The organism is Lentilitoribacter sp. JB5-8 (genome assembly GCF_055693385.1).
The window spans coordinates 2987184-3013225 of record NZ_CM146332.1; the positions used below are offsets into that span (position 1 = coordinate 2987184).

29 protein-coding genes and 1 pseudogene are annotated in these 26042 nt (G+C 44.2%); 10 read left to right on the plus strand and 20 right to left on the minus strand.

All coding sequences use genetic code 11. The features are described 5' to 3' along the window. The first annotated feature begins 16 nt into the window (after positions 1–16). The 5 genes from ACZ1GZ_RS14580 to ACZ1GZ_RS14600 all read left to right on the plus strand — a co-directional run bounded on the left by ACZ1GZ_RS14580 (position 17) and on the right by ACZ1GZ_RS14600 (position 2926). On the plus strand, positions 17–430 hold the full coding sequence (locus tag ACZ1GZ_RS14580; RefSeq protein WP_472665617.1) for a TIGR02301 family protein: 414 nt from the start codon (positions 17–19) through the stop codon (positions 428–430). A 131-nt stretch (positions 431–561) separates the two neighbouring features. Then, the gene (locus ACZ1GZ_RS14585; protein ID WP_472665618.1) at positions 562–831 is read left to right on the plus strand and encodes a hypothetical protein; all 270 of its coding nucleotides are present in this window, start codon (positions 562–564) and stop codon (positions 829–831) included. Between the two features lie 95 nt (positions 832–926). After that, entirely contained in the window at positions 927–1769 is an 843-nt protein-coding gene (gene ygfZ, locus ACZ1GZ_RS14590) for a CAF17-like 4Fe-4S cluster assembly/insertion protein YgfZ (RefSeq protein WP_472665619.1), read from the plus strand. 3 nt (positions 1770–1772) lie between these two features. After that, entirely contained in the window at positions 1773–2417 is a 645-nt protein-coding gene (locus ACZ1GZ_RS14595; protein ID WP_472665620.1) for a YfbR-like 5'-deoxynucleotidase, read from the plus strand. Further along, on the plus strand, positions 2414–2926 hold the full coding sequence (locus ACZ1GZ_RS14600) for a tyrosine phosphatase family protein (protein ID WP_472665621.1): 513 nt from the start codon (positions 2414–2416) through the stop codon (positions 2924–2926). Before ACZ1GZ_RS14595 ends, ACZ1GZ_RS14600 begins: the two co-directional genes overlap by 4 nt. Before the next feature lie 20 nt (positions 2927–2946). Here ACZ1GZ_RS14600 and ACZ1GZ_RS14605 read toward each other — a convergent pair whose 3' ends face one another. From ACZ1GZ_RS14605 to rpoZ, 9 genes are all read right to left on the minus strand, one after another. Next, positions 2947–3555 carry a hypothetical protein gene (locus tag ACZ1GZ_RS14605; RefSeq protein WP_472665622.1) on the minus strand — a complete coding sequence of 203 codons (609 nt, stop codon included), beginning with the start codon at positions 3553–3555 and terminating at the stop codon, positions 2947–2949. Positions 3556–3587: 32 nt separating this feature from the next. Next, a complete protein-coding gene (recO, locus tag ACZ1GZ_RS14610) occupies positions 3588–4316 on the minus strand; it encodes a DNA repair protein RecO (RefSeq protein WP_472665623.1) in 729 nt (242 codons plus the stop codon). An 18-nt stretch (positions 4317–4334) separates the two neighbouring features. Continuing rightward, positions 4335–5264 carry a GTPase Era gene (gene era, locus ACZ1GZ_RS14615; protein ID WP_472665624.1) on the minus strand — a complete coding sequence of 310 codons (930 nt, stop codon included), beginning with the start codon at positions 5262–5264 and terminating at the stop codon, positions 4335–4337. Continuing rightward, positions 5257–5970, minus strand: a complete 714-nt coding sequence (gene rnc / locus ACZ1GZ_RS14620; protein ID WP_472665625.1) for a ribonuclease III — start codon at positions 5968–5970, stop codon at positions 5257–5259. The genes era and rnc overlap by 8 nt, the downstream gene beginning before the upstream one ends. Beyond that, positions 5967–6713 carry a signal peptidase I gene (gene lepB, locus ACZ1GZ_RS14625; RefSeq protein WP_472665626.1) on the minus strand — a complete coding sequence of 249 codons (747 nt, stop codon included), beginning with the start codon at positions 6711–6713 and terminating at the stop codon, positions 5967–5969. The genes rnc and lepB overlap by 4 nt, the downstream gene beginning before the upstream one ends. A 77-nt stretch (positions 6714–6790) precedes the next feature. Then, entirely contained in the window at positions 6791–7189 is a 399-nt protein-coding gene (gene acpS, locus ACZ1GZ_RS14630; RefSeq protein WP_472665627.1) for a holo-ACP synthase, read from the minus strand. 61 nt (positions 7190–7250) lie between these two features. Then, entirely contained in the window at positions 7251–7832 is a 582-nt protein-coding gene (locus ACZ1GZ_RS14635; RefSeq protein ID WP_472665628.1) for a DUF2062 domain-containing protein, read from the minus strand. 202 nt (positions 7833–8034) lie between these two features. Next, a complete protein-coding gene (locus tag ACZ1GZ_RS14640) occupies positions 8035–10281 on the minus strand; it encodes a RelA/SpoT family protein (RefSeq protein ID WP_472665629.1) in 2247 nt (748 codons plus the stop codon). A gap of 109 nt (positions 10282–10390) precedes the next feature. Beyond that, complete coding sequence (gene rpoZ, locus ACZ1GZ_RS14645) at positions 10391–10795, minus strand: DNA-directed RNA polymerase subunit omega (protein WP_472665630.1); 405 nt, start codon at positions 10793–10795, stop codon at positions 10391–10393. 150 nt (positions 10796–10945) lie between these two features. On the opposite strand from rpoZ, the gene ACZ1GZ_RS14650 reads away from it, so the two are divergent. After that, the gene (locus tag ACZ1GZ_RS14650) at positions 10946–11614 is read left to right on the plus strand and encodes a uracil-DNA glycosylase (RefSeq protein ID WP_472665631.1); all 669 of its coding nucleotides are present in this window, start codon (positions 10946–10948) and stop codon (positions 11612–11614) included. On the opposite strand, the pseudogene smpB reads toward ACZ1GZ_RS14650, so the two are convergent. Together smpB and dapA are read right to left on the minus strand one after the other, a co-directional pair. After that, positions 11611–12081 (minus strand): annotated as a pseudogene (gene smpB, locus ACZ1GZ_RS14655) (SsrA-binding protein SmpB); the annotation flags it as partial. The gene ACZ1GZ_RS14650 and the pseudogene smpB sit on opposite strands and share 4 nt — an antisense overlap. Before the next feature lie 18 nt (positions 12082–12099). Then, positions 12100–12978 carry a 4-hydroxy-tetrahydrodipicolinate synthase gene (dapA, locus tag ACZ1GZ_RS14660; protein WP_472665632.1) on the minus strand — a complete coding sequence of 293 codons (879 nt, stop codon included), beginning with the start codon at positions 12976–12978 and terminating at the stop codon, positions 12100–12102. 262 nt (positions 12979–13240) lie between these two features. Here dapA and ACZ1GZ_RS14665 point away from each other — a divergent pair, with 262 nt between their 5' ends. Together ACZ1GZ_RS14665 and ACZ1GZ_RS14670 are read left to right on the plus strand one after the other, a co-directional pair. Continuing rightward, a complete protein-coding gene (locus ACZ1GZ_RS14665) occupies positions 13241–15346 on the plus strand; it encodes a lytic transglycosylase domain-containing protein (RefSeq protein ID WP_472665633.1) in 2106 nt (701 codons plus the stop codon). Between the two features lie 47 nt (positions 15347–15393). Continuing rightward, positions 15394–16263, plus strand: a complete 870-nt coding sequence (locus tag ACZ1GZ_RS14670) for an alpha/beta fold hydrolase (RefSeq protein WP_472665634.1) — start codon at positions 15394–15396, stop codon at positions 16261–16263. A gap of 60 nt (positions 16264–16323) precedes the next feature. On the opposite strand, the gene ACZ1GZ_RS14675 is transcribed toward ACZ1GZ_RS14670, so the two are convergent. From ACZ1GZ_RS14675 to ACZ1GZ_RS14685, 3 genes are all read right to left on the minus strand, one after another. After that, a complete protein-coding gene (locus tag ACZ1GZ_RS14675) occupies positions 16324–17508 on the minus strand; it encodes a hypothetical protein (RefSeq protein ID WP_472665635.1) in 1185 nt (394 codons plus the stop codon). A 240-nt stretch (positions 17509–17748) separates the two neighbouring features. Beyond that, positions 17749–18303, minus strand: coding sequence for a hypothetical protein (locus ACZ1GZ_RS14680; RefSeq protein WP_472665636.1), 555 nt, complete (start codon positions 18301–18303; stop codon positions 17749–17751). Positions 18304–18480: 177 nt separating this feature from the next. Then, positions 18481–19527, minus strand: coding sequence for a porin (locus ACZ1GZ_RS14685; RefSeq protein WP_472665637.1), 1047 nt, complete (start codon positions 19525–19527; stop codon positions 18481–18483). Between the two features lie 859 nt (positions 19528–20386). Between ACZ1GZ_RS14685 and ACZ1GZ_RS14690 the strand changes: the two genes are divergently transcribed. Beyond that, entirely contained in the window at positions 20387–21013 is a 627-nt protein-coding gene (locus ACZ1GZ_RS14690) for a tyrosine-type recombinase/integrase (protein ID WP_472665638.1), read from the plus strand. Positions 21014–21084: 71 nt separating this feature from the next. On the opposite strand, the gene ACZ1GZ_RS14695 is transcribed toward ACZ1GZ_RS14690, so the two are convergent. The 6 genes from ACZ1GZ_RS14695 to ACZ1GZ_RS14720 all read right to left on the minus strand — a co-directional run bounded on the left by ACZ1GZ_RS14695 (position 21085) and on the right by ACZ1GZ_RS14720 (position 25368). Continuing rightward, positions 21085–21576, minus strand: coding sequence for a c-type cytochrome (locus tag ACZ1GZ_RS14695; protein WP_472665639.1), 492 nt, complete (start codon positions 21574–21576; stop codon positions 21085–21087). 7 nt (positions 21577–21583) lie between these two features. After that, on the minus strand, positions 21584–22984 hold the full coding sequence (locus ACZ1GZ_RS14700; RefSeq protein WP_472665640.1) for a multicopper oxidase family protein: 1401 nt from the start codon (positions 22982–22984) through the stop codon (positions 21584–21586). 7 nt (positions 22985–22991) lie between these two features. Continuing rightward, entirely contained in the window at positions 22992–23867 is an 876-nt protein-coding gene (locus tag ACZ1GZ_RS14705; RefSeq protein ID WP_472665641.1) for a copper resistance D family protein, read from the minus strand. Positions 23868–23872: 5 nt separating this feature from the next. Next, a complete protein-coding gene (locus ACZ1GZ_RS14710) occupies positions 23873–24229 on the minus strand; it encodes a copper resistance CopC family protein (RefSeq protein ID WP_472665642.1) in 357 nt (118 codons plus the stop codon). 32 nt (positions 24230–24261) lie between these two features. After that, positions 24262–24720 (minus strand): c-type cytochrome, encoded by a 459-nt coding sequence (locus ACZ1GZ_RS14715; RefSeq protein WP_472665643.1) that lies wholly within the window; start codon positions 24718–24720, stop codon positions 24262–24264. 78 nt (positions 24721–24798) lie between these two features. Next, positions 24799–25368, minus strand: coding sequence for a Crp/Fnr family transcriptional regulator (locus ACZ1GZ_RS14720; RefSeq protein ID WP_472665644.1), 570 nt, complete (start codon positions 25366–25368; stop codon positions 24799–24801). Between the two features lie 73 nt (positions 25369–25441). Here ACZ1GZ_RS14720 and ACZ1GZ_RS14725 point away from each other — a divergent pair, with 73 nt between their 5' ends. After that, positions 25442–26017, plus strand: a complete 576-nt coding sequence (locus tag ACZ1GZ_RS14725; protein WP_472665645.1) for a hypothetical protein — start codon at positions 25442–25444, stop codon at positions 26015–26017. Positions 26018–26042 lie beyond the last annotated feature (25 nt).

Consider the following 26042-nt stretch of genomic DNA (forward strand, 5'->3'; position numbering starts at 1 on the left):
GATATAGGCTATGAGCATGTCGTTATCTTCTTTCAGATGTGTTGCTTTAACTGTTTTGGTTTTCAGCCTTTTTGCCCCAATTTCCAGGGCGCAAGATGCTGGCACTGCGCCTGTTCAGAGTTCAACTCCACCTTATGAAACCCGTCTGCACCGAGTTGCAGAACTTGTGGGCGCACTTCATTACATTACCAATCTGTGCGGAACGGCTAAAAACGATCAATTCCGCATTAAGATGCAAGAATTTATTGAAGCAGAAACGATAAATGAGCCTTTGCGCCGCAAACTACTTATCTCAAAGTATAATAAGGGCTATCGCGCCTTTGCATCCGTTTACACCAGCTGCACCGATGCAGCTAAATTAGTGGAAACCAATTATCGCAGCGAAGGCAAAGCACTAATAGAAGAATTATTGTCGCGATACTCTAACTGATCCAACAAGATTGTTAATATTTTACGTTTTCTTAAAAATGTTTAATAAAATTTTAACTTCATCTCACAAGTTTTTTCCAATTGTACCAATTTGAACTGGTACTTTATTAGTATTGGTAGTAACGTTTCGTTATGACTGATCTAACAGAACACCAATTGGACGAACTCGAAGACTTGATTGTCCAAGAAAAAATGCAAGCAGCTCTTGAGCACCAAAATGATGTTTGGGCGTCTTGCGTAGCAGAGGGCATTGAGCCTGAAATTCTGATTGATGCAAATATGGCAATGGCCATTCAAGAATCAATTCGTATTCATGGTGAAGAAGCAACTGAAACCCTGCTAAATGATCTGCGTGAACGTATTGTTCTTGGTGAATTTTCTCCAGAGCGTACGCTTCAATAGCTGCCTAAAATTATCTTTGATACAGCTTGATATCCCCTTGTGCGATTATGCTCGGGTAATTACTTATGGTTTGAAACTGTAGATGGAGCTGTCAGGTGCCAATTCAAAACCTTAAAGATAGAAGCGTTTTAGCTATAAAAGGCAAGGATGCCAGCACTTTACTGCAAGGCCTTGTAACTGCCAACATCGACAAAATTGACGGCACGAGTGTTGTTCCCAGTGCGCTTTTAACCCCGCAAGGAAAAATCGCGTTTGACTTCTTAATGGGCAAGCTCGGCGATGATGGCTATTTCTTTGATATGCGTACACAGCTGATTGAAGATTTTCAAAAACGCATGACGCTTTATAAGTTACGCGCGGATGTGGAAATATCGATACTTAAAGAATGGCGCCCCGTTGCTATCTGGAATGAAACTGAGACGCCATCTAACGCGTTTAAAGACTTGCGATTTAAAGATACTGACAGCGTTTACAGATCATATGAAATAAGCGGTGATGCGTTTGAAAATGCGACTTTTTCAAAAATCCGCATTGCAAATTTCGTAGCCGAATCAGACACAGATTTTGAGACAAGTGATGTATTCCCTCATGATGTCTATTTAGACTTAAATGGCGGTATTGATTTTAAAAAAGGGTGCTATGTTGGGCAAGAGGTTGTCTCAAGAATGCAACACCGATCTTCGGCTCGTAAACGTATTGCACTCATTCAATCAAGTAACACCACACTTGAAACCGGTGCGGAGTTATCAACCAATGGAAAACCCATAGGAAAACTAGGCACCGTGTTTGAAAATTCGGGGTTGGCTATTGTGCGTGTAGATCGTTATTTTGAAGCCTTATCTAATGGTCAAGCAATTTACGCAGGTGGGAATGAAGTCACCGCGACTTTTCCAAAATGGGCAGAAGCTGCGATTGAACCATTTAAAGGTGCCTCTTAAGCCATGAGCGCAAAAGACGAACAAACACGGGCGTGGCAACGCATGTTATCTGGGCGGCGCTTGGATCTGTTAGATCCTTCCCCATTAGATATCGAAATCAAAGATATCATTCATGGCTTGGCACGTGTTGCACGATGGAATGGCCAGACGACAGGCAAGTATGCCTTTTCTGTCGCGCAACATTCTTTGATGGTCGAGAAAATTTTTACTCTGTCAAATCCCAATTGCACCGCAGATGAGCAGCTTGTTGCTCTCCTGCACGACGGTCCAGAATATGTCATTGGTGATATGATTTCCCCCTTTAAAGCCATCATTGGCGATAGCTACAAGTCTGTTGAAGCACGCTTAGAGGCTGCCATTCATCTAAGATATGGCTTGCCACCGCATGCATCTGTCATGCTTAAAAAACGCATCAAGCGCGCAGATCAGGTCTCGGCATATTTTGAGGCAACCGAATTAGCAGGGTTTTCTGATAAAGAAGCAAGATCGTTTTTCGGGCAACCGCGCGGCATTACCAAAGAGCAATTGACGATTACACCGCAAGAAACAGTTGAAGTTGAGGCATTATTTCTGCATAGATTTAATGAGATTGAAACGGCGCGCAATAATGCTGCCAATAACAAGAAACCGAGGCGAGCATCATCATGAGTTATATCGTCGTTTGCCCTTTGGAAGACATTAGCAAGATCGCAGTTTCATATAATTCAAGTGAAATGATCAGCTTAATGAGCCCTGGGCACGAGTTTGATCGACCCGATGCAATTGACCCCGAGCGCCATCTTACTGTTGGAATAAACGATATAAACTTTGAAACAGATGGGTTGATCTCACCCGATGAGCAGCATGTACTCGATGTTATTGAGTTTGCGCGCAATTGGGATCAAAACAATCCGCTTTTGATACATTGTTGGTTCGGCGTTTCTCGCTCACCCGCCGCTGCTTTGATCTCTGCGCTCGCAATTGAACCTGATCAGGATGATTTTGAACTCGCAAGCCGGTTGCGTGAAGCATCGCCAAGTGCGACACCTAATCGCCGCATTATCGAAATCGGCGATCGTTTACTTAATCGTGGTGGTAAACTGCTTAAAGCGGTGAATGCGATTGGTCGAGGACGCGAAGCCAGCCAAGGCAGTCCTTTTGAATTGAGCCTTCGCTAAAATTCTCACAGTTTTCAGCTTTATAGCTTCGTAGCTTCCGCCTGCTTTTCAGCTGTATCAACGTAGTGCGCAATCTGTTTGATCAGTTTTTCAACGCCGTTACGGCTAAATTCAAACAAGTTGGGTGTTCCCCCTTGAATTTGAACGATCCGGACATTTTCACCGGTAGAATTTTTTTCAAATAATACCGATACTTCCCCAGATATATGACCATTTTCAGTCACATGACCCACAAGCAAATGATGATCACCAAAAGCTTCAAGCTTATTTAACTCTGCAGATTGGGTTTCATATAATAGCTTATTGAGCAATTCGACTTCATCGAATGACAACATGAGTGCATATCCAGAGCCAGGTTTACCGTCATATTGCGGCTCCACAACCGACAACATCGTCGTCAAGCCTTGTGGGGTTGGCGTAACCGTGACAACAGTAAATGCAACACGCTTGCTAGAGATGACATCAAGCTGCACTGGGTCACCCATAATGGCGCCATATTGCGTAATAGAAAACTGTTTCTCAGGATCAAAATCCGGTGAATGAGGGTCAAACCCTTCTGCATGCGATTGAAAAGTTAAGCCACAAAGCAGCAATACCCCTGATATCGTCAATTTTTTAAATATGCGCATATCTTTTACCCCCACAAACAAGCTGATGAAACTTACTCTAACCCCTTTAGTACAGCTAAGACAAATCCTTCACGCGACATTGGTGGCTCGCTCGCGCGTGGGCCATAAATATGCCTATCAAAAAAATGGTTTGTAATCTCAAATGCTTCTTTCAATTCAGACCGCGTTGCAGCCGCAACACTCCCCTCAACCAAAAAGCCTGGATATTTGAACAGCTTGTCTTTCCAGGGCGCACCAGCACTTGCGCTAACCGCACGGCCTGATTTTGGTGATATATATATCAACCCATCACGCGATCCGGTCGATGCGCATTTTGTTAGATCAAGACCAAAGCCAAGTTCATTTAGCATTGACAATTCAAACCTAAGAAATAATTCGCCTGCATCAGCGGGTTTATCTAAATGATCGATGATCACTTCAAATACTTCGTATAAGTTTTCATGCGGATCGCGTTCTGGCAGCAATCGAAGCATGGCAGCCATGGCCTGCACGCCATAAATGCCAATGGCACTTTCCATAAGTTGCGCCGCACGCATCTTCACAGGTTCGACCTGAAAACTACCTAAATGTTCATCAAGTCGTGCGCGCCAAACAATATCTGCTGAGTTTCCAGGTTGAAGCACGGGCTGCATTTTGCGTGAGCGACCGCCACGCACCAATCCCATATGGCGACCATGATGACGCGTCATCACTTCAACAACGGCGCTTGTTTCACCGTGTTTACGAACCCCTAAGATGATTCCTTCATCGACCCATTCCATAGGTGATAGATTGACGTATTAGTCGTGAAAATCAAGGCCCATTTCGCGATAACGTTCAGGATCATTGCCCCAGTTTTCTCGCACCTTGACGAAGAGGAATAAGTGAACCTTTTGCTCAAGAATTTCGGCAAATTCTGTTCGCGCAGCCTTGCCGATTGCTTTTATGGTTTCACCTTTTTTACCAAGCACGATCTTTCGCTGGCTTTCACGCTCAACATAGATCACTTGCTCTATGCGAACCGAACCATCTTTTTTCTCTTCCCAGCTTTCAGTTTCAACATGAGACGAATAAGGCAATTCCTGATGAAGTCGGTGATAAAGCTTCTCACGCGTGATTTCAGCCGCAAGCTGTCGTAGGGGCAGATCTGAAATCTGATCCTCAGGATAATACCAAGGACCTTCTGGCAATTCATTTGCCAAGTCTTCTAAAACCTTCGGGCAACCCATCCCCTTAAGGGCCGAAATCATATAGGTACCGTCAAACTCGACTTCTTCATTGGCTTTTTCAGCAAGTTCGAGAAGCTTTTCCGACGGAACGCGGTCAATCTTATTAAGTACCAACCATTTCTTTTGCTTGATGCCCTTTAACCCTTCAAGGATCCGTTCAGCATCGCCTTCAAAGCCTTTTTGAGCATCTACCATGAACAAAATGATATCTGCGTCTTTTGCACCACCCCATGCGGTGGACACCATGGCACGGTCTAGTCTGCGTTTAGGTGTGAAAATACCGGGCGTATCAACAAACACGATTTGCGTTTGTTCGTGAATGGCAATGCCTCTCACCACGGCGCGCGTGGTTTGCACTTTATGAGAAACAATCGAAACCTTGGCACCAACAAACTGATTAACCAATGTTGATTTGCCCGCATTTGGCGCGCCAATAAGCGCGACAAAACCAGAATGCGTTTTACCTTCAACACCAGAATTTACATCGAGTTGATCAGTCATCATTTTCGTCCTTGCTCCAAACACCCTCTCGCAAAAGCATCGCCTCAGCTGCGAGCTGCTCAGCACCACGTTTTGAGCTGCTGGAACCGGTTATAGATTTTAATTCGCCCACGCGGACTTCGACCTTAAAGACAGGTGCATGATCAGGCCCATCGCGGGAAACAACTTTATAGCTTGGCGGCACTTTAAATTCAGCATGCGACCATTCTTGGAGTTCAGTCTTTGCATCCCGTCGGATTGATGCTTTTGCCAAAGCGCGAGATGTCCAAAACTTTAAAATAAACCGGCGAGCTGCCTCTAAACCACCATCAAGATAAATCGCAGCAATGAGCGATTCTATCACATCGGCACGCACACTTAACATAGTGTTGGCTTTAATATTTTTCACATCAGCACCAGTGATGATATATTTATGTAACTGCATATCTTCAGCAATGCTCGCACAGGCTTCAGCACTCACCAGATTGTTCAATCGAACTGATAATTCACCTTCAGCCGCATCACTGAACCTGCCAAAGAGCAATTCGGCAATGCATAAGCCCAGCACCCGATCGCCTAAAAATTCCAAACGCTCGTAGTTACCAGCTTTAGGATCGCGCGCACTTGAATGTGTGAGCGCCCGATCAAGACGGTCATAGCTTGAAAATTTGTAATCAATAACGTCTTCGAGTTCTGCGAAGAGTTTATGTCGTGCATTCACCTTCATGGATTAAGCGAGGAGAAAATTCGGCTACCACGAACTGCTGATGGCCATTTCCAAATCTCAAGCGGCGATGCCCCGCCTTGAATTGAGAAGAAGATAACCTGCGCCTTACCAACCAAATTCTCATAAGGAACAAAACCGACCGCAAATCGACTGTCTGACGAATTATCGCGATTATCACCCATCATGAAGTAATGGCCTTCAGGCACAGTAAATTCACGCGTATTGTCTCCCGGCGAACGTGGGCTTAGATCCAATGTATCGTAGCTTACACCATTGGGCAGTGTTTCTTTGTAGATTGGAACACCAGCGCCAGAACCTTGCGCACCCTCAGGTGTGTAGTTGCCAACGAGCTCACGCTCTACGGCTTTACCATCTATGTATAAGACACCGTCAGTAACCTGAATTTTTTCACCAGGAAGCCCAACTAACCGCTTGATATAATCTGTGCCCGGCTCATTAGCTGGACGGAAAACAATTATGTCCCCTCTCTCAGGCTCAGAACCGAAAATGCGTCCGCTGAAAAGATTGGGTGAAAATGGAAGCGAAAACTTCGAATATCCGTAGGAAAATTTCGATACAAATAAATAGTCGCCAACAAGCAGCGTCTTTTCCATTGAGCTCGATGGAATACTAAAAGGTTGAAACAAAACCGTTCGAATGAAGACAGCAAGTATGATGGCCTGAATAAGAACTTTTACATTCTCACTCAGTGAGCTGCTGGATTTTTCTGCTTTGTCAGACACGGGTCAATATTCCTTGTTTATTCTTCGTTCAGTTCTGTACATGTAAGCGCTTCTTACGGCAACCACCATTTAGAACTTCACTCTTTTATCGCTTCAATTATCACAAAAGCCTGCGCCCAGGGAAAGTCATCGGTTATAGTTAAATGTATGTTGGCATTATGGCCATCGGGTATTAACCGCGCCAGTTGTTCAGCAGCGCCATTTGTTAAATGCATGCTCGGTTTGCCCGAAGGTGCATTCACAACCCCCATATCGCGCCAAAAGACCCCGCGAGAAATCCCCGTTCCCAATGCTTTGGCACAGGCCTCCTTAGCGGCAAAACGTTTCGCATAGGATGCCGCACGATTTAGCCGCTTATCGGATTTTTTGCGTTCTATTTCTGTAAAGCATCGTTCGGTAAAACGCTTATCATACATTTCAAGCGTCTTCTCAATGCGTCTGATATCCATAAGATCGCTACCAAGCCCGATAATCATCGTATTGTAATCTCCTCAAGAACCTTGCAGCCAATCAAACAGATCATTGCAGAAATTTCAATCAAGTTGGGGATTTCTTTGCCAATGCAAGGCGTCTACGATTTTGGAATGTTTTGACACCCCAATATGTCAACGCATAAAAAATACTGGCGCATACCAACCCAAAAGGTATCCCGCCAACAAACATTGGCTTTAGAAACGGTTGCCATAAACGTAAAAACAAATCCCAAATCTCGCCAAAGTTCCAAAAGTCTGTGTGTCTGAAATGTTCGAGCAAATTAATCTCGCGGTGCCGCGGGTGTTCTCTGCCACCAAGCAGGAATGTCCCCAATTTATGGGTAATCGCCCAGATGAAGGGAAAAGTGATTGGATTGCCAATTGCAGTGCCAATTGCTGATGCAAAAAGATTGCCTGCCAACACAAATGCAAGCGCTGCAGCAATGACGAAGTGAAAACCTAAAAACGGCATCCAGGAAGCAAACACCCCTGCAGCCACCCCAGCGGCAATGGCATGTGGTGTTGCGGTCAATCTAAGCACGCGTTTGACGAAGTATTGGACAGAACGAGTGAATGAAACTCGCGGCCATAACGCTGTGCGAAAACGCGTCCAAACGCCTTCTGGTTCCCGCCGCCTAAATAACATTCATATACTTCCAATAATTAAACAAATAACAGAATAGCCGCTTCTTAGACCGATTATATCCGCGCCATCAAGAGCCAACTGCGCTCTAACGAAACTTTTGTATCAAACAAAGCTTTCGCCCAGCTAAATACCTATACCAAACATGTAAGGCGATTCTTTGAACTATCAATAAAATCAGCTTAAAAAGCGATATATTTTCAGTTTAATTGTAGACGCGAACAGCTTTTGAAACGAACGGGAAGGCTTTCAGTTGAGAAAGCAACTGACTAAGCTGTTTTAGATCCCAAAGCTGAAGGTCTATGGTCATTTCTTTAAAGTCAGCAGCTGAGATCATATTCAGGTTTTCAATATTCGCATCCGAGCTACCAATGGCCGACGCAATCTTCGCCAAAGTACCAGGTTCATTAATCACAGTAACGACAATTCGCGCTGGGAAACGGCTTTCACTGGCTTCATCAATATCCCAACGAATATCAATCCAACGCTCAGGCTCGTCTTCATAATCGACAAGCTGCGGCGCCTGAATTGGGTAAATGATAATGCCCTTACCCGGTTCAACAATGCCAACAATCCGGTCGCCCGGAACAGCGCCCGTGGGTCCAAACTCAACGCCCATTTCGGTATCCATACCCCGGATCGGAAGCGCATCTTTATTCTCCGGCCCAAAGCGCCCTGCTTTGACACTGCGCAAGCGTGTTTGCTTAGGCGTTTTGGCCAAAGTAGGCATTTTAAAAATCAAACCGGCAGCGCTTCGTAAATTAAACCAACCATCGTTTGATGGTTGTTTAACAGACACACGTTCTTCTTGATGATTTGGGAACACAGCTTGCATAACATCTTTGGATGGCAGCTCCCCGCGCCCAACAGAAGCCAAAACATCATCTACTTCATTATGACCAAGCTTATTGAGCACGGGCACAATCAGCTCGTCGGTAAATTCCTTACCACTACGTTCAAAGGCACGTTTTAATATACGCTCGCCTAGACCACGATATTGTTTGCGAACGGCTTCTCGTGTTGCACGTCGGATAGCTGAACGCGCCTTACCCGTTACAACAATTTTCTCCCATGAAACCGGCGGCACTTGCTTGTCCGAACGGATAATTTCGACCTGATCACCATTGGTGAGCTGCGTTACTAATGGCATATTGTGACCATTGATCTTCGCACCCAAACATGAATTGCCCACATCGGTATGCACAGCATAGGCAAAATCAATCGGTGTCGCACCACGCGGCAAGGCAATCAATTTACCTTTTGGTGTAAAACAAAAAACTTGGTCATAGAATAATTCAAGCTTGGTGTTTTCTAAGAAGTCTTCTGAATTATCACCCTCAGATAACGCTTCCAACATATGCCTTAACCAAGTATAAGCATTTGATTCTTTTGATAAAATCTCATTATTAGAAACCGACATGCGATCTTTATACAGCGTATGGGCTGCAACACCTTGTTCGGCAATAGCATGCATGAACTCTGAGCGAATTTGCAGCTCAACACGCTGCTGCGAAGGGCCCACAATCGTTGTATGAATGGAACGATAATCATTTTGTTTCGGCGTTGAAATATAATCTTTAAATCGGCCAGGAACCACAGCCCAACGGCGATGAATAATGCCCAATGCGCGATAACAAACTTCCGCGTTTTCAACGATGACCCGGAAACCCACTAGATCTGATAATTGTTCAAAGGACAAAGATTTGGACTGCATCTTGCGAAACACCGAATATGGTTTCTTCAAGCGCCCAGAAACCTTGGCTTCAACATCATTTTCGGCAAACAATTCTTTGAGTTCATTCTCAATGGTTTTAATGACTTCACTGTTTTGTTCAGAAAGTTCAGCCAAACGCTTTGTCAGCATGGCATGATGCTCAGGATGGGCGTATTCAAATGCTAGAGCCTCAAGCTCATCGCGCATATCCTGCATACCCATTCGGCCTGCAAGCGGCGCATAGATATCGCGCGTTTCTTCTGAGATGCGTTGACGCTTTTCCGGCGCAACATGATCCAGCGTGCGCATATTATGCAATCGATCAGCGAGCTTGACGATTAAAACACGCACATCACTTGCGACGGCTAATAGTAGCTTACGTAAGTTCTCAGCCTGTTTGGCTTTTTTGGAAACCAAATCAAGACGCTCGATTTTAGTCAAACCTTCAACAAGTTCGCCAATCTGCTCGCCAAATAACTCATCGATCTCGGCACGAGTTGCAGTTGTGTCTTCAATGGTATCATGCAGCAAAGCAACGGCGATGGTTGATTCATCAAGGCGCATGCGGGCTAGAATCGCGGCAACTTCCAATGGATGAGTTATATAAGGATCACCGCTTGCGCGTTTCTGTTTGCTGTGTTTCTGCATTGCGTAAACATAGGCTTTGTTTAGCAACTCTTCGTCAGCATCAGGCTTATAGCTCTGTACGAGTTCAATTAGCTCGTATTGGCGAATCATAAGTTGAAAGGCTCCAAATAATTAACGGCAAAAAAATAACTAGCTAAGAGTTCAAAACCTTAGCTAGTTATATAAGTTTCATACTTCCCTGAAACAGGAAAGGAAAAAATTAGTAATCGTCGCTTTTTTCAGGTGCAACCAAACCCTGGATACCTGCAAGCAACTCATCTTCAGACATGCTGTCAAATGTGACGGCTTCTGGAGTTTCTTCCTGCATGATGATGGCGTCGTTACCAAGCTCATCTTCAGGTGTTGTATCTACAACGTTCTCTTCAGGCTCATCAACTTCAACATGTTTTTGAAGCGAGTGGATAAGATCTTCTTTAAGATCACCAGTTGAAAGAGTTTCGTCAGCAATTTCGCGAAGCGCTACAACAGGGTTTTTATCGTTATCGCGATCAACAGTGATAGCTTCACCTTGAGAGATCATGCGAGCTCTGTGACCTGCAAGTAGTACCAATTCAAAACGATTATCGACTTTATCGATGCAATCTTCGACCGTGACGCGTGCCATGTCCTGTCCTTTGCAATATGTATATTTCTATGATTAACGATGGCGATAAACCTATTATACGAAAATTACAAGTTTTTTAAACACATCGCGTCAATTTTCCTGAAATATTATATACTTGGCAAACTGGGATAAGTGCCTATAAAAAGTAGTATGCAAACTCAAATCCCCATAGATCCTGATCATAATTGTTCAGAATGCCCTCGCCTTCGTGATTTTATCTTGAAATCTCGTAAGGCAAATCCGGATTGGCATAATGGTCCTGTAAAAACCTTCTACCCTGAAGGCGGCAGGGAAAGCGTAAAGCTACTTATCGTCGGTCTAGCACCGGGTATGCGCGGGGCCAATTGCACTGGACGACCATTTACAGGTGATTATGCGGGTGATCTGCTCTATTCAACATTGAAGAAGTTTGACCTCGCAATAGGTGAATATGAAGCTCGACCCGATGATAGTTTAGCACTTAAAAACACAGCCATCACAAATGCGGTTCGTTGTGTTCCACCAGAAAACAAACCCGTTGGCGCGGAGATTAACACCTGCCGGAAATACCTCATCTCAACACTTGAACATTTACCCAATCTCCAAGCCATCGTCACGCTGGGCAAAATATCGCATGATAGTACGGTTCGGACACTTAATGGACGTGTTTCGCAACATCCCTTTGGTCACAATCAGACAACCGAAATTGGCAATTATACAATTTTTCCAAGCTATCATTGCTCACGGTACAACACCAATACCGGTCGCTTGACGACTGAAATGTTTGAAGATGTTTTTGAAAAAGTTCGCGCACATTTAGATGCTTTAAGCACCATTTAGCCGTGGTCTTTCAACAACTTGGCTTTTTGCCTATTCCAATCACGCGTCTTCTCAGCCTGACGTTTGTCATGCAACTTCTTACCCTTGCCAAGAGCGATTTCAATTTTCGCGCGGCCTCGATCATTGAAATAGATTTTAAGCGGTACGAGCGTCATGCCATCGCGATCTATCGCATCTGAAAAGCGTTTGACTTCACGCGCTTTCATCAAGAGTTTACGCTTGCGGCGCGGCTCATGATTAAAACGGTTGCCTTGCAGATATTCAGGTACATAAGAGTTGATCAGCCAGATCTCACCTTCTTCAAAGGATGCATAGGATTCAGCAATATTTGCCTTACCTTCGCGAAGTGACTTCACCTCGGTTCCGGTCAGCATAAGACCAGCCTCTAAAACCTCAATAAGCTCGTAATTGTAACGGGCTTTGCGGTTTTCAGCGACAATCTTACGATTGGGATCTGATTTTTCTTTTTTGCGGCCATACCAGCTCTAGATTAATCCAAGGTCTGCCATGGCTTTATCAATGGCAGCTGCTGTGGTTTTTGAAACAGGCAATAATGGCGAGCGCACAACATCGCTCATGCGCCCTAGTTTTGACAAACCATGCTTTGCGCCATTTACACCCGGCTCCATAAAGATCGCATCATGTAAAGGCATCAGGCGGTCTTGCATCTTCAGAGCACCAGCATAATCGCCAGCTAGCGTAAGCGCTTGAAATTCAGCACATAATTTAGGTGCAACATTTGCCGTTACTGAAATACAGCCAACACCACCATGCACATTAAAGCCAAGTGCAGTTGCATCTTCACCCGATAACTGAACGAAATCCTCGCCGCACGCTAATCTTTGCTGACTAACACGTTGAATCTGACCCGTTGCATCTTTCACACCAATGATATTATCGAAATCTTTGGTCAATGCCGCCATTGTTTCAACCGACATATCAACGATGGAACGACCCGGAATATTATAAATAATAATCGGCAAAGTCGTTGCTTGTGCAATATTTTTGAAATGCAGGTAAAGCCCATCCTGAGTTGGTTTGTTATAATATGGTGTCACCACCAAAATCGCATCAGCATTGACCGATTGTGCGTGTTGCGCAAGTTCAATCGCTTCAATTGTATTGTTTGAACCGGCACCAGCAATCACAGGGACACGTTTATCTGCAACCTCAACACAAATTTCGACAACACGTTTATGCTCTTCGTGGCTCAAAGTTGGAGATTCACCCGTTGTACCAACGGGAACAACACCCTTACTGCCTTCAGCAATCACCCAATCAACATGTTTGGCAAACCCGTTTTCATCAAGGTTAGCATCATCATCAAAAGGCGTAACAAGCGCCGGCATAGAACCACTAAACATTTTATTCTCCAAAACCCCAAATTTCGGGCTAAATACTGATCACACTAAATCGCATGATTTCGCGGCAACATAATGCCGAGCTTTCCCACTAGCAAGCAAAACAATTCATGAATTTTATGAATATATCAAATGGCGATTATAATTTGGCCAATATTTTCAAATTTAACGCTTCAAATAAGGATTTGTTAAGATTTGTTTCACCGCTTGGTAATACTATCGGCAAAAATTATGGTACAATGCCCCAAAGACGTTTGGAAAAGATATGAAATTGCCTATTCTAACTACGTTTGCTTCAGTTCTTGCACTTGCGACTGTTTCGGTTGCAATAGCTAATCCGATTCCGCCTGCTGATGTCCCTATTCCAGCGCCGCGTTACATTCCCGATCAGCAAGCAACTGCACCAACACCACCGCCTGTAGCGCAAAAACCAAATGTCGCGACAGAACAAATCACAGGTGCTGTTATCCGCGCATCTGCCGTATCGCCGATTAGCGGTTCATTAAAGTCCGGGCTAGATGCACTGGATAACAAAGACCAACAACGCGCTAGAGCTATCCGCAATGGCATGTCAAAGAACTCGTTGGATCGCAAAATTTTAACTTGGGCGATCGCGCAATCAGGTCTAAAAGGCCTTCCCTCTTCAGAAATCGCACGTGCAAGTGCAGAGCTTAAATCATGGCCAGGAACCAGCAATCTTATATACCGCTGGGAACGCGCTATTTATGATGAAAATCCACCGGCAAACTCAGTAATTGCCGCTTTTGGTAATTTAAAACCAAAAACCGCAGAAGGTGCAATTGTCTTAACAAGAGCGTTGTTAAATGCTGGACGTAAGAAGAATGCGCGCGCAATCATCCTGCCGTTCTGGCACACTGAGGGAATGGATAAAAACGATGAAAATCAGATACTTAAAGAGTTCTCATCACTACTAAGCAAAGCTGATCACAAGCGCCGTATGGATATGCTTTTGTACCGAGATCGTGTCACGCAAGCCAAACGCATCTCAGAACTTGCCGGTGCGCAATCGTTATTTAATGCGCGTGCTGCAACTATTCGCAAGCAAGCTAATGCGGACAACATGATTAAAGCAGTACACCGCAGTTGGCACAAAGATCCAAGCTATCTCTTCACAAAGATCGAGCGCGCACGTCGTACGGAGCGCTGGACAGAAGCTGTTAAATTGATCAGTAAAGCGCCAAAAAACAAGGATGTTCTTGTTAACTCTGGTGAATGGTGGGTAGAGCAACGTATTATTAGCCGCAACATGTTTGAAACTGGCAACGCAAAAACTGCCTACAACATTGCTGCCAACCATTCTGCAACACGCGATCGCGATGTTGTTGAAGCCGAATTTCATGCAGGCTTTTATGCACTTCGTGGGTTAAACAGACCGCAAATTGCTGCTAAACACTTTGCAAATATACTAAAGGCGTCGACTACACCTTTATCAGCATCTCGCGCCTATTATTGGCTTGGACGTGCCGCACAAGCTGGCGGCCCTGGAAAATCTCGCGATTACTACGCAAAAGCTGCAAGCTATCCAAGCACTTATTATGGGCAGTTGGCGGGTGCGCGCATCAACATTAAAAAGCTAAATGTAAAATACCCAAAACCGTCGGGCTCGGATCGGAACAATTTTGCAAATCGAGAAGCAGTGCAAGCGATCAAAAAGCTGGAAGCCAATGGTCATGCATGGCGTTCTGACAGAATGTATCGCGCTTTAGCACAAGTATTAAACGATCCAGGCGAACTCGCAATTTTAGCGTCTATGGCTGAAAAGCGCGGCAATTACCAACTTGCGTTACAAGTAGGCAAACTTGCTTATGCGCGAGGTTTGGATGTTGCGGCGCTCGCCTTCCCGCTTGGTGCCATCCCTAAAAGTGCCATTATCAAAGGAACAGGCAAAGCTCTTGCTTACTCAATTGCACGGCAGGAAAGCACGTTTAACAAGGCTGCAATCTCACCGGCTGATGCCCGAGGATTGCTTCAGCTTTTGCCGTCAACAGCCCAGCGCGTTGCCAAAACATATGGTGTTAAATACTCAAAATCACGCCTGACCACCGATGCAGGCATGAACGCTAAACTAGGTGCCCTGTTCCTCAATGAACAAATCACCAACTTTAACGGCTCATATATTATGACCTTTATTGGTTATAATGCAGGCCCTCGGAGAGTTCCGCAATGGATGGCTCGATTTGGTGATCCGCGTGGTAAAGATATCGACCACGTTGTGGATTGGGTTGAGATGATCCCCTTCACCGAAACACGCAACTATGTGCAACGCGTGATGGAAAACTATCAAGTTTACAAAACCCGACTAGGGCAGAAAGCAGATATCGTAAATGATCTTCGTTTCGGGCGCCGCTAATTAAAAAAGACGTTGACCTATTCGCCACTTCGGCGAATATGGTCGGCATGTATAAAGAACATTATTTCCAAACCGATGATGGATTAAAACTCTATCTACGCGATTATCAGGCTAAAAACTGGTCTCATGAAACGCTGCCAGTGATTTGTTTACCAGGTCTTTCCCGCAACTCACGAGATTTCGATAAGCTTGCTCATACGCTAAGCCAGGAATTTGAAACAAATTACCGCGTCATAGTGCTTGACTATCGAGGGCGTGGAAATTCTCAATGGGACGACAACAAGAAGAATTATAACATCATCCGCGAAGCACAGGATGTGCTCATAGCCATGGGTTACCTTGGACTACCCAAAGCACACTTTATCGGCACTTCACGTGGCGGATTGATCCTGCACATTCTTGCAACCATGAAACTTGGTGCGATTGCATCCATCATTTTCAACGACATCGGCCCAAAAATCGAGTTAAAAGGTTTATTGGAAATCCAAGACTATCTGTCTAAAGCACGCCTACCCCGCAATTGGGATGAAGCCGCAGACATGCAAAAGGCGGTCCATGAGAATGAGTTTTTAGATCTGACAGACGTTGACTGGCGGGATATGGCACACGAAATCTACATTGAAAAAGACGGTGTGATTAAGCCTGATTTTGACACTGCAGTTGTTGATAGCATCAAAACCCTGGATGAAAACACAGAGCTCCCCACAATGTGGGATCAGTTTGAACTTCTCAAAGATATTTCAATCATGACCATTCGCGGTGAAAACTCATCACTATTTACGAGCGAAACTCTTGCTGAGATGGACAAACGCCATCCTAATCACACAGCGGTCACGGTTCAAAACCAAGGTCACCCCCCGCTCTTACAAAGTGGCGATCTACCAAATCAGATCTACCAGTTTTTAAAGTCAGCATAAAATAAGCCCGCAAAATCTGCGGGCTTAAAATACTATTTCATCAAATAACTCGTTTGGAGTTTATGATGATGAAGGAACGTCGCCTTTTGATGCACGTTTTGAAAATTCAGTGGTGCCGCCTTTAGCCAAAATCTTAGCTTGTGATACCCATTCATCACGCTCAATGCGCCCTTTAAAGGATAGCTTCTCATCAAAGTCGGCAATATCTGCCTTCTTCCACGCAGCGATCTGCGAATATTGAGTAATACCTTCTTTAGCAAGCTTGGTTTCAATCAACTTGCCCACGCCTTTGATCAACTTCAAATCATCAGGCTTTGCCGGTGCCGCTTTTTTAGCTGCTGGTTTCTTAGCAGCCGGTTTCTTTGCGGCTGGTTTCTTAGCTGCCGCCTTTTTAGCTGGGGCTTTCGCTGCGGCTGTTTTCGCAGCTGGCGCGTTAACCGTTTTCGCAGCAGCCTTTGGAGCTGCAGCTTTCTTAGCACCTGCGGTTGTTGCAGCAGCTGGTTTCTTCTTAGCTGCATCCTTTGCAAGAGCTTTCGCCTGAGGCACCCACTCTTCACGTTCTATACGGCCTTTAAAGTTCAACTTTTCATCAAAAGCTGCAATATCGGCTTTCTTCCAAGCTGCAACCTGAGCAAAAGTTGTGATACCTTCTTCATTAAGGCGTGTCTCATTAAGCTTGCCTACACCCTTGATCAATTTCAAATCGTCAGGACCATTAGCCGCCGCTGCCGCCGCAGGTTTCTTAGCGGCCGGTTTCTTGGCAGCCGTTTTTGGGGCAGCTGTTTTTGGGGCAGCTGTTTTTTGGGCCGCCGGTTTAGCCTTGCTCGCAGCTGGCTTAGATGCAGGCGCTTTCTTTGCCGTTGACGTAGCCTTCTTAGCAGTTGTCGTTTTCTTAGCTGTGGCCGCTTTCTTAGGTGCAGCTTTCGCAGTGCTACTTGTTTCAGTTTCCGCACTTGCTGCTTTATTAGCAGCTTCATCAGATGAAGAGCTTACTTCTGTTGATGCCATCAAACCGCTAGCTTGCGTGTCTGCACCACTTGCGCTTTCAGAAACAGATGCTGAAGACGCGGCTAATGTTGATGATGTTGTGCTTGAAGACGCCGCCGCTGACGATCCATCTGCACCAAAATCGCTTTGTGTTTCTGCAGGACATCCAAAATATCGTTTCAGCAGATAGCCAACCAACGCTCCCAACGCAAATGCGATTAACAGTAAGAATATTGTTTGTATGATATAGATAAACATCTAATCCCCCGGATTTAATTCGTTTCTTTATGCGCGATCGCACTCTGTTTTATACCAGGCGATAACTGCCCCTATGATGAAAGCGGCTAATAACCAAAACCACATATGACCTATTAAAGAACCCATGTCCCACTCCATTATTAAGTTTTTTCTTTAATCTTATACAGGCTTTAAACATTTTACCAGTGCTGGATATGACGTAAAATTCAAAACAAAGCATGCGAAGAAGCTATAAAATCATCAACTCCCACCAGATGTTGTAAGTTTTACCTGATCATCGATAATTTCAATCTCCCACTTGGGAAATGTCGATACTGATTTCAGTGCCTGTTCTATCAAAGATAGATATGCATCCGGCGCACCTCTTGCTATCTTGGTATCATCCTGAATAGAAACTGCTGGTAAAGTTTGAGATATCATTCTCAAAACCTCAGCTCTGTCTGCCTGGTCAGGCAAATTCCCGTTTAACCTAATTTCGCCGGCATCTAAAATTATTGACGTTTTAAACGGTGATGCAATCGGTAAAAGCGTCGACTGATCAAGAACGATGCGCACGCCATTTACTTGATTGAGCTTATCAAGCGCATCTTGCTGAGCCGTTACTGATGGCGATATCCCGTATAAAGACAAATCTCGACCGTTTAATCGTATTTCCGCCCAATCATGATGATCATTCAATAGTGCTAACGCCGTTTTCCTCAGTTCAAACTCAACGGAATTATGATGAAACCAAATCGCCAGCATCGATAAGCTTAATACCGTTACCAAACCTGGCCAAAACATTGTCTTCAACATAAGCATCTCCGTAGTTTCGACTTACAATAGCAGCCAAACAACACTCTATATTTTTAGATGGCTCGTCGAAACAACGCAATGCGTGATTATGCCTTGTAGTTGATGACCCGGCTTTACACACAAAAAAACCCGGTAGCAAAAGCTACCGGGTTCTTAAGAACTAAACTAATCGTTAGATTAGAAAGAACGTGTCAAACGAAGACGTAGCTCATTCAGACCTTTAGAGTATGAATCGCCATTCTTGTGAGTTACACGAGCAGCAGCAGCTAGACCTTCAGCAACTTGGTATGTGAAGTTAGCTGATAGAGCGTAATCGTCGATAGCTGAAACGCCAGCACGATCCATTGCGTAGTCTGCAGCAAGAGCGATGTTCAACTTGTCTGAAGCATCGAAGCCGTAACCAACACCAAGGATCCACTCGTAATCTGCATTGTATGTTGCATCGTCTGCACCAAGCTGATCCAAGTTACCGTCTTCTGTCCACTGAACGTGTGCACCGAAGCCCATGTAAGTTGCGTTAACTTTAACAGATGAGTTAGAAATTGCATCTTCGTCATATGCGTATGCAGCAACGATACCTAGGTCACCAGCTGTAAATGTAGCTTTAGCCAAGAAATCAGGAGTTGAATCTGTGTCAACTTGATCGTCGATTGCGTATACTTCGAAAGTACCACCATCAAATGCCATTGTGTAACCAACAGCTAGACGAGTTGCACCACCATTGATGAAGTTTTGCTCACCAACGATTGAGAAGTCCCATGGAGAACCGATAAGACCAACTGTCCAGAAGTTGCCATCACCGATTGTCATGTATGCACGGTCAACGTCAAATGCATCAGCGCCGTCACCACCAGCTGTCAAACGGATAGCTGAAGCGATTGTACCAACTTCACTGTCGTTTTTAGCTTCGATTAGCAAGCGAGCTTCGTATGAGTGAGCTGCATCTGATTCGTCATCAAGACGATCAGCTGTGAACACGTCTGAAACATCGTCTGTGTCAACGATTGTTTGCCACTGAACGTAACCTGAGAATTTCAAGCAAGTTTCTGTACCAGGAATGTAGAAGTAGCCGTCACCGTATGTGTCACATACTTGTACGTACTCTACTGGCTCTGGATCTGCAGCTACGATAGCGTCTGCAGCTACGATAGCGTCTGCAGCTTGTGCACCTGAAGCAGCTACGATTGCTGCTGCTGAACCGATAAGTAGGCTCTTAATTGTCATTTTCTGACCTCCAGTCAAAAGTTTATGCGGGCTTGAGAAATGCTGAAGACAGCAACCCCTGTCTCATCCCTAATCAAATTATGAAGAAAGACGTTACCCGCCATGCTTCGATGATGAACATAAACTGATCAGATGTGATATCAATCAAGAAAACTCAAACTCAGGCTTTCCGCAATCATGTTATAATCTAGTTGTTGCACAAATGACACAATTTCTCGATTGCCAGCGAATATGTTTAGGTTCTGTTAACCCTATGCTAGCGCAATTTCATGAAAATAGACAGAAATTCACGACTTATGCTGCCTATTTCAGCCAATAATGATGAAAATATATCACATTTAAGAGAATCGATTGCCGAAACTGTTAGAAACAGAGAATCGCAAAAAGCTAATAGATACCGCCCAGCATTATTTCATGTGCTGATTGGGGGTATTTTGGCTGCTAGCAATTAGAATTGGAAAATCATGGCGGAGAGGAAGGGATTCGCCGCCAATTTGGCTGTAACCTATTGATTCGCGAGCGCCGAAACACGGTCTGGGTACGGAATTGGGTACATTAGTGAAAATATTGGGCTCTACTGTTGGAGTCAATTATATATATATGCATGAAATTTATACAGTTAAAAGCCAAGGGTTTTCCAACAAAGTAATGATAATTTCTCGCGACAAACAAATTTACCATTTTCATTAGTGATTTCAATCAATGTTCATATTGAAGTTAGAACAGTACCAATTTTCTAACAATCCAATTTGACAACTATTTTCTGTTACGCTTCAAAAGCGGAATTGTTTTCAGATCGGCAAATAATAGCCGCATAGAAACATCACCCTTCTCATCCTTCAAAATAGGAGGAAGAAAGATGGAAAATCAACAAATGAAATTGCCGCTGTCTCGGCACATACCTTGGAATAAGGGCAAACTACTTGGTCAGAAACCACCGCTCCAACCAAAACATATCTGGTCTATTCGAACACAGCTACAATTAGCAGACAAGGTACGGAACTTGGCTCTGTTCAATCTCGCAATAGATAGCAAGCTACGAGCCTGCGATGTGGTCTCTATACTGGTCGAGAATATTGCTCCTCATGGTTATGCAATTGACCGAGCAACAATCCGTCAACGCAAAACAGGTCGGCCAGTCAAGTTTGAATTGACTGAACAGACCCGGACAGCGATCGACGATTTTATTTCCAAATTCAATCTCAAAGATCAAAAGTATCTTTTTCAGGGACGTGGAAATCAATATCTGACGACGAGGCAGTATTCAAGACTGGTTGGTGATTGGGTTGAACTTGTCGGATTGGATAGGAAACGATTTGGGACGCATTCTCTCAGAAGAACAAAAGCAGCTCTGATTTATAAGAAGACGGGCAACTTAAAAGCCGTCCAACTTCCTCTGGGTCACACAAAAATTGAAAGTACCGTCAGATATCTGGGTGTTGAGGTGGATGACGCGCTGGAAATAGCGGAAAAGATTGAGGTCTGAAGCTGAAAGTGGGGCGGAAAATTCTGCTCCATTTATCTATGTGAGAATTGTGCCAGAAGCTGACATTCTTCTTATTTCACCGCAGCATTGGCTGCATTTATTCTATCATGCTGATCGCGAATATCTCTTGGCCATGTGCTTTTGATGAAAGACATTACAGCTATTATCTCTTCATCAGATAGAATGTCCTTGTAGATAGGCATATTGGACCCATAATCTTTCAGCCCTGCTGCTTCTGCCAATCCAAATTTTGTTAAATTAAATAACAATTCATCGGTATGATGCCACGTGTGACCACTAGCATCATGAGGCGGTGCAGGCAGTTTTCCGTCAGGCCCCGGAGAACGCCAATCAGGTGTTTGCCCTTCAAGATTTGCACCATGACAAGATGCACAATTTTCCGCGTAAATCTGTTGTCCAAGTTGAACAATTTCGTTGTTGTCAGGCTTGAAGAGCTGACCGGGTTTTTCACTGCTAAACAGGTGAGTGCTTGGGAGCAGAGAGGCCCCTAAAGCCAACACTGCTACTGCAACTAAACCGCCAAATACTTTTCTGTCATTCATGTCTATTCTACACAACTTCGAACCATGTGTTCATCCCAGCAGCGGCATGTTCCAGCATGTGGCAATGAAGTAACCATTTGCCGGGATTATCTGCAACAAAGGCTATTTTTGTTACTTGTTCCTGACCTATCAGAAATGTGTCTCTCCAAGGTTGACCTTCATCCACGGTGCTTTCGCTACGTTCGATCACTCGAAAATGATGACCATGCACATGCATTGCATGAAGAAAAGCAGTATCATTGATCACCTCAATGAGAATTGTTTCATTGCGTTTTGCGCGAAACAGCGGTTCATCTGCTAGATTGGATACATTATTAAACGCCCAAAACTGCTTGGTTTCACGAAAATTGGATTCAGTGATTTCAATGCCGTTGTAAATCATTCGACCACCTTTACCCATCGCACCACCAATCATGTGGAGTTTTACACTTTGCGCAATTTCTAAATCGGGTTCAGGAAGATTGTTGAGTGGTAACGGGTTGAATTCGATTTGGTTACTACTCTCCAAGACGTTGAAAAAAGCCATTGGAAATGGTTCTGGTCCCGAAATTTCCTGTAGTTCGAAATCATTGCCATTTGTTGGTATTACCAGAAGATCGACGCGCTGAGCCGGACCGAGAAGTAACGGGCTGTAAGGAAGTGAAACTGGATTTGGTAAAGACTGCCCATCATAGGCTAAAACTTTGGCATTAAATCTGTTTGGATCAATCTCAAATATTCTCGCATTTGCTGCATTAATCAAGCGAAGCCGATAAGGCTCACCGGTGTTTAGTTTATATTGCGGCAAGGTTTTACCATTGATGGTAATCCAATTGCCCAACCTACCGCCATGGCTCCATTCCATCATGGAACCCATCGAAGCAGTTTCTAAGACACCTTCTCCGTGAAGCCGCCAGTCATCGAGAACCAAAGTAAGATCATGATCCTTATCAAACGGGGCTCGTGCTTCATCCACGATAAGAGAACCATAAAGCCCTCTCGCAACCTGATTCCACGATTTGTTGTGAGCATGATACCAATAAGTTCCTGCATCAGGCGCTTCGAACTCATAGATAAATGTTTCACCAGATTGAACAGGTTCTTGTGTAAGACCTGAAACTCCGTCCATATGATTTTCAATACGGATACCATGCCAGTGGATGCTTGTCGGCTCATCAAGTTCATTTGTAAACCTAACCTTGACCTTCTCTCCCTGTTTAACACGAATTTCAGGGCCCGGTGTCGAACCATTATATGACCATAAGTCAGATTTCGGACCATCGTCATAATAAAGAGATTGCTTAACCTCCTTGGCAACAAGATTGATATAACCATCATCTGATTTTGCCATCGACAAAATCGGCAACTGGGACAAAAGCGTTGCGCTACCAGTTAAATGAAGGAAATTGCGTCTAGAAATACGTTTCATTTTTATCCTACATGTCCGGAAGATTAACAGCGGAAGTTAGCACTGCGGTTAATGCGAAAATTAATACAAAAGCTACAAACTCCAATCGGATAGAAATTCGCAAATGATGCGCAGCATCTTCGTTTAAGTTTTGCAGCTTTGGTACAAATTTGAGTTTATTAAATGCGGCAAGCCCCAACAAAACCGCAACCAGCATAATCTTCAAAACCAATATCAAACCGTATTCTGTGCCTATGAGTTTTAAAGGCGAGCCTGTTAAAACGATCGCGAATACAACACCCACAATAATCAGAACCGGTACGATCATAGCTGCTTGCTGACCGAACCGATGGGCAATATCGCCAGCTTCATTAAGAGAGCTTTTATCCGATGCCAGTTTGTAAAGTGGGTAAAGGCCGCCAATCCAATAGCTGACCGCCAAAAGATGAATTGTGATCAATACGCCCAAAAGAATGGGATCACGGGTTGCATGGCCAATGAGTGCAAAGGATGCTGCAACTGCCAAGCTTCCGATTATTGCTAGTGGAACGCGCACATTCGATAAAAAAGCTGCAAAAACCAATAACACCAATCCCGCAACACGAAGATAAGTTGAAATGCCAAGTGGTCCTTCGGTTACGATTTGAACCATGTCAGCATCAATCATGCCTATGAAGCCTTCGTCATAAAGCTGACCTGCCTGAAGCGAAATCCGCAATAGGGTAAGTAAGATTGAAAGCAATGCAGCCCAAATGGTATTCTTAACCAACTGTCCTCTGATGGCTTTCGTTTCAGGTTTCAAAAGCCACAGGAACATCAATGAGCCAACCGCTAAAAAGCTGGTCAAATAGATAAAGAGTTTGGCAACAATAGATGATAGGAGCCAGATATCCATATCCAGCATGGTTATTATCCACCCTCAACCATGAATGAGAAATTCCCTTTTATTGTATGTCCATCTTCAGACAAAGCCCTCCAATCTACGACATACTCACCAGCACCCATAAATTCTGGGGTTAAATGCACCTCATCGGCCATTTCCTTGCTTGGTAATTCAAGTTTCATTTCGTGAGAAGCGTCACCATTGGTATGCGTCATGACAACTTTCACAATTCGGGCAGGCTTTGAAAACGTTAAATGCAACATCTCAGGAACTTCGTTCAAGATTGCATTATTTTCTGGCGATGTTGATTTGATTGGCGAATGAGCCATCGCATGGCTTGTCAGAAAGAAAATTGTTGTAAGCGCGAGAGTTAGTTTTTTCATTATGTTTATTCCAATTTTTTATTTGGTAAAGGCTAATTTATTCCATTGGCTCGCTGTAAAGCACGAACATAAGCTGTGATATTTGTCACATCATTTTCTGACACCGAAAGAACAGCTGGCATATTGCCATAAGGCCAGTGATGGGCACGAACGCCTTGTTTTGCGGCCAATTGAAAAGCCATGTCACCATGATGGCTTGGCTCATAAATTATGTGAACAAGTGGTGGCCCTACACCTTCATTTCCAGCCGCATTCTTTCCGTGGCAAACTGCACAATTTTCGTTGAAACGACGTTCGCCTAGTTTTTCAATCGTGTTGAGTTCAGGAATATTCAACCCCGCAACAACCGGAGCATTATTAGCATTCATATGATGTGACATCGGCATGTTATCATGCATATTCCAAGGCATAAAGCCGTGTGCATTGTACCAAATCGCGCCTGCAGCGAGAATAGCAACACAGGCCAATATGACGGCATTTCGAATGTTCATCGTAAACCTACCAAATTCCTATTCAGCTAAAGAATAATCCCTCCAGCTACAGGAAGGTCAAGAGGCGGCTAAAAATGATTACTTTTTCAATTGGTAGTTACCTCGTTCTCTTTTAATGATGCGCCCTGAATTCACTAATTCATTCAGCGCACGATAAGTCGCTTCATGCGTTAACCCAAGCTGAGCGGCAAATGAAATAATACTCCCCTTGTGCCAGCCCTCGAGTAATCCAGCGAGAACTCGCTGTTTCGCAGATTTAATTGATCTTAGTTCAAGCAGGCGTCGATAGTCTTGTACCTGCCGTGCGAAATAAGCCGTAACTTCAAAGCTGAAATCAGTATTTTCCTTCATCTTCTGTAATATCGCTGACTTCTTGATGCGTTCAATCATACTGTTTTTTGCAGCGACTGCATCGCAATGATAAGTCCCCGAAAATAGAGCTGCCTCAGCAAAAAACTGACCAGAAAATGCACGATGGATAGTGATTAAATCACCGCCATCTGAGTATCTCTGGAGATGTATTTCGCCAGACCGAATAAAGAATATGGAGTGTGTTTTGTCATTCATTCGAAACAGATATTCCCCAGCACGTAGCTCTGAGGTTTGGAAATCCGAATGTGTTATATCATTAAAAGGTTCGGGCAGCATTTTTAAAGAATATGATTGAAATCATATAAGTTCAATCACAATTTGGATATCTTCAAAGTAAAGGAGATATGTCATGACCAATCGAATTCTGAAAATTATACCTGTTGTCTTTGTTGGGATTTTAGGTGCGGGTATAGGCTATGTATTTGCAAACAACATGGGCTCTCATTCAGCGCATCATTTGGATCAGAAAAACGTATCAGCATTTCCAATCGAGCAAGGTCAATCTTCTTTTGCAGCAATAGCAGAGATCGTAACCATTCTCGAAAACAATCCAAATACTGATTGGTCAAAGGTGAATATCAATGCCCTTCGGGAGCATCTGGTTGATATGGATGCATTAACACTTGGTGCAAACGCCTCAATGGAAGTAGACGAAAACAGCATTACATTTATCGCCACAGGAACAGGCCCATCACTCAGAGCGTTGCAAAACATGGTCCCGGCACATGCCAAAGAACTGGACAAAATGAATGACTGGTCGGCTATAGGTGAGAAGACTGACATAGGCGCTATTTTAAAAATTACACCGCAAGATACTTCTCAGCTACCGCGTATCAAAGCTTTAGGTTTTTTTGGCCTCATGGCGACAGGTGGTCACCACCAGCCACACCATCTTGGCATGGCTTCCGGTACCATGGTTCATTAGTTGGCAACACGATTGTCAAACCGAT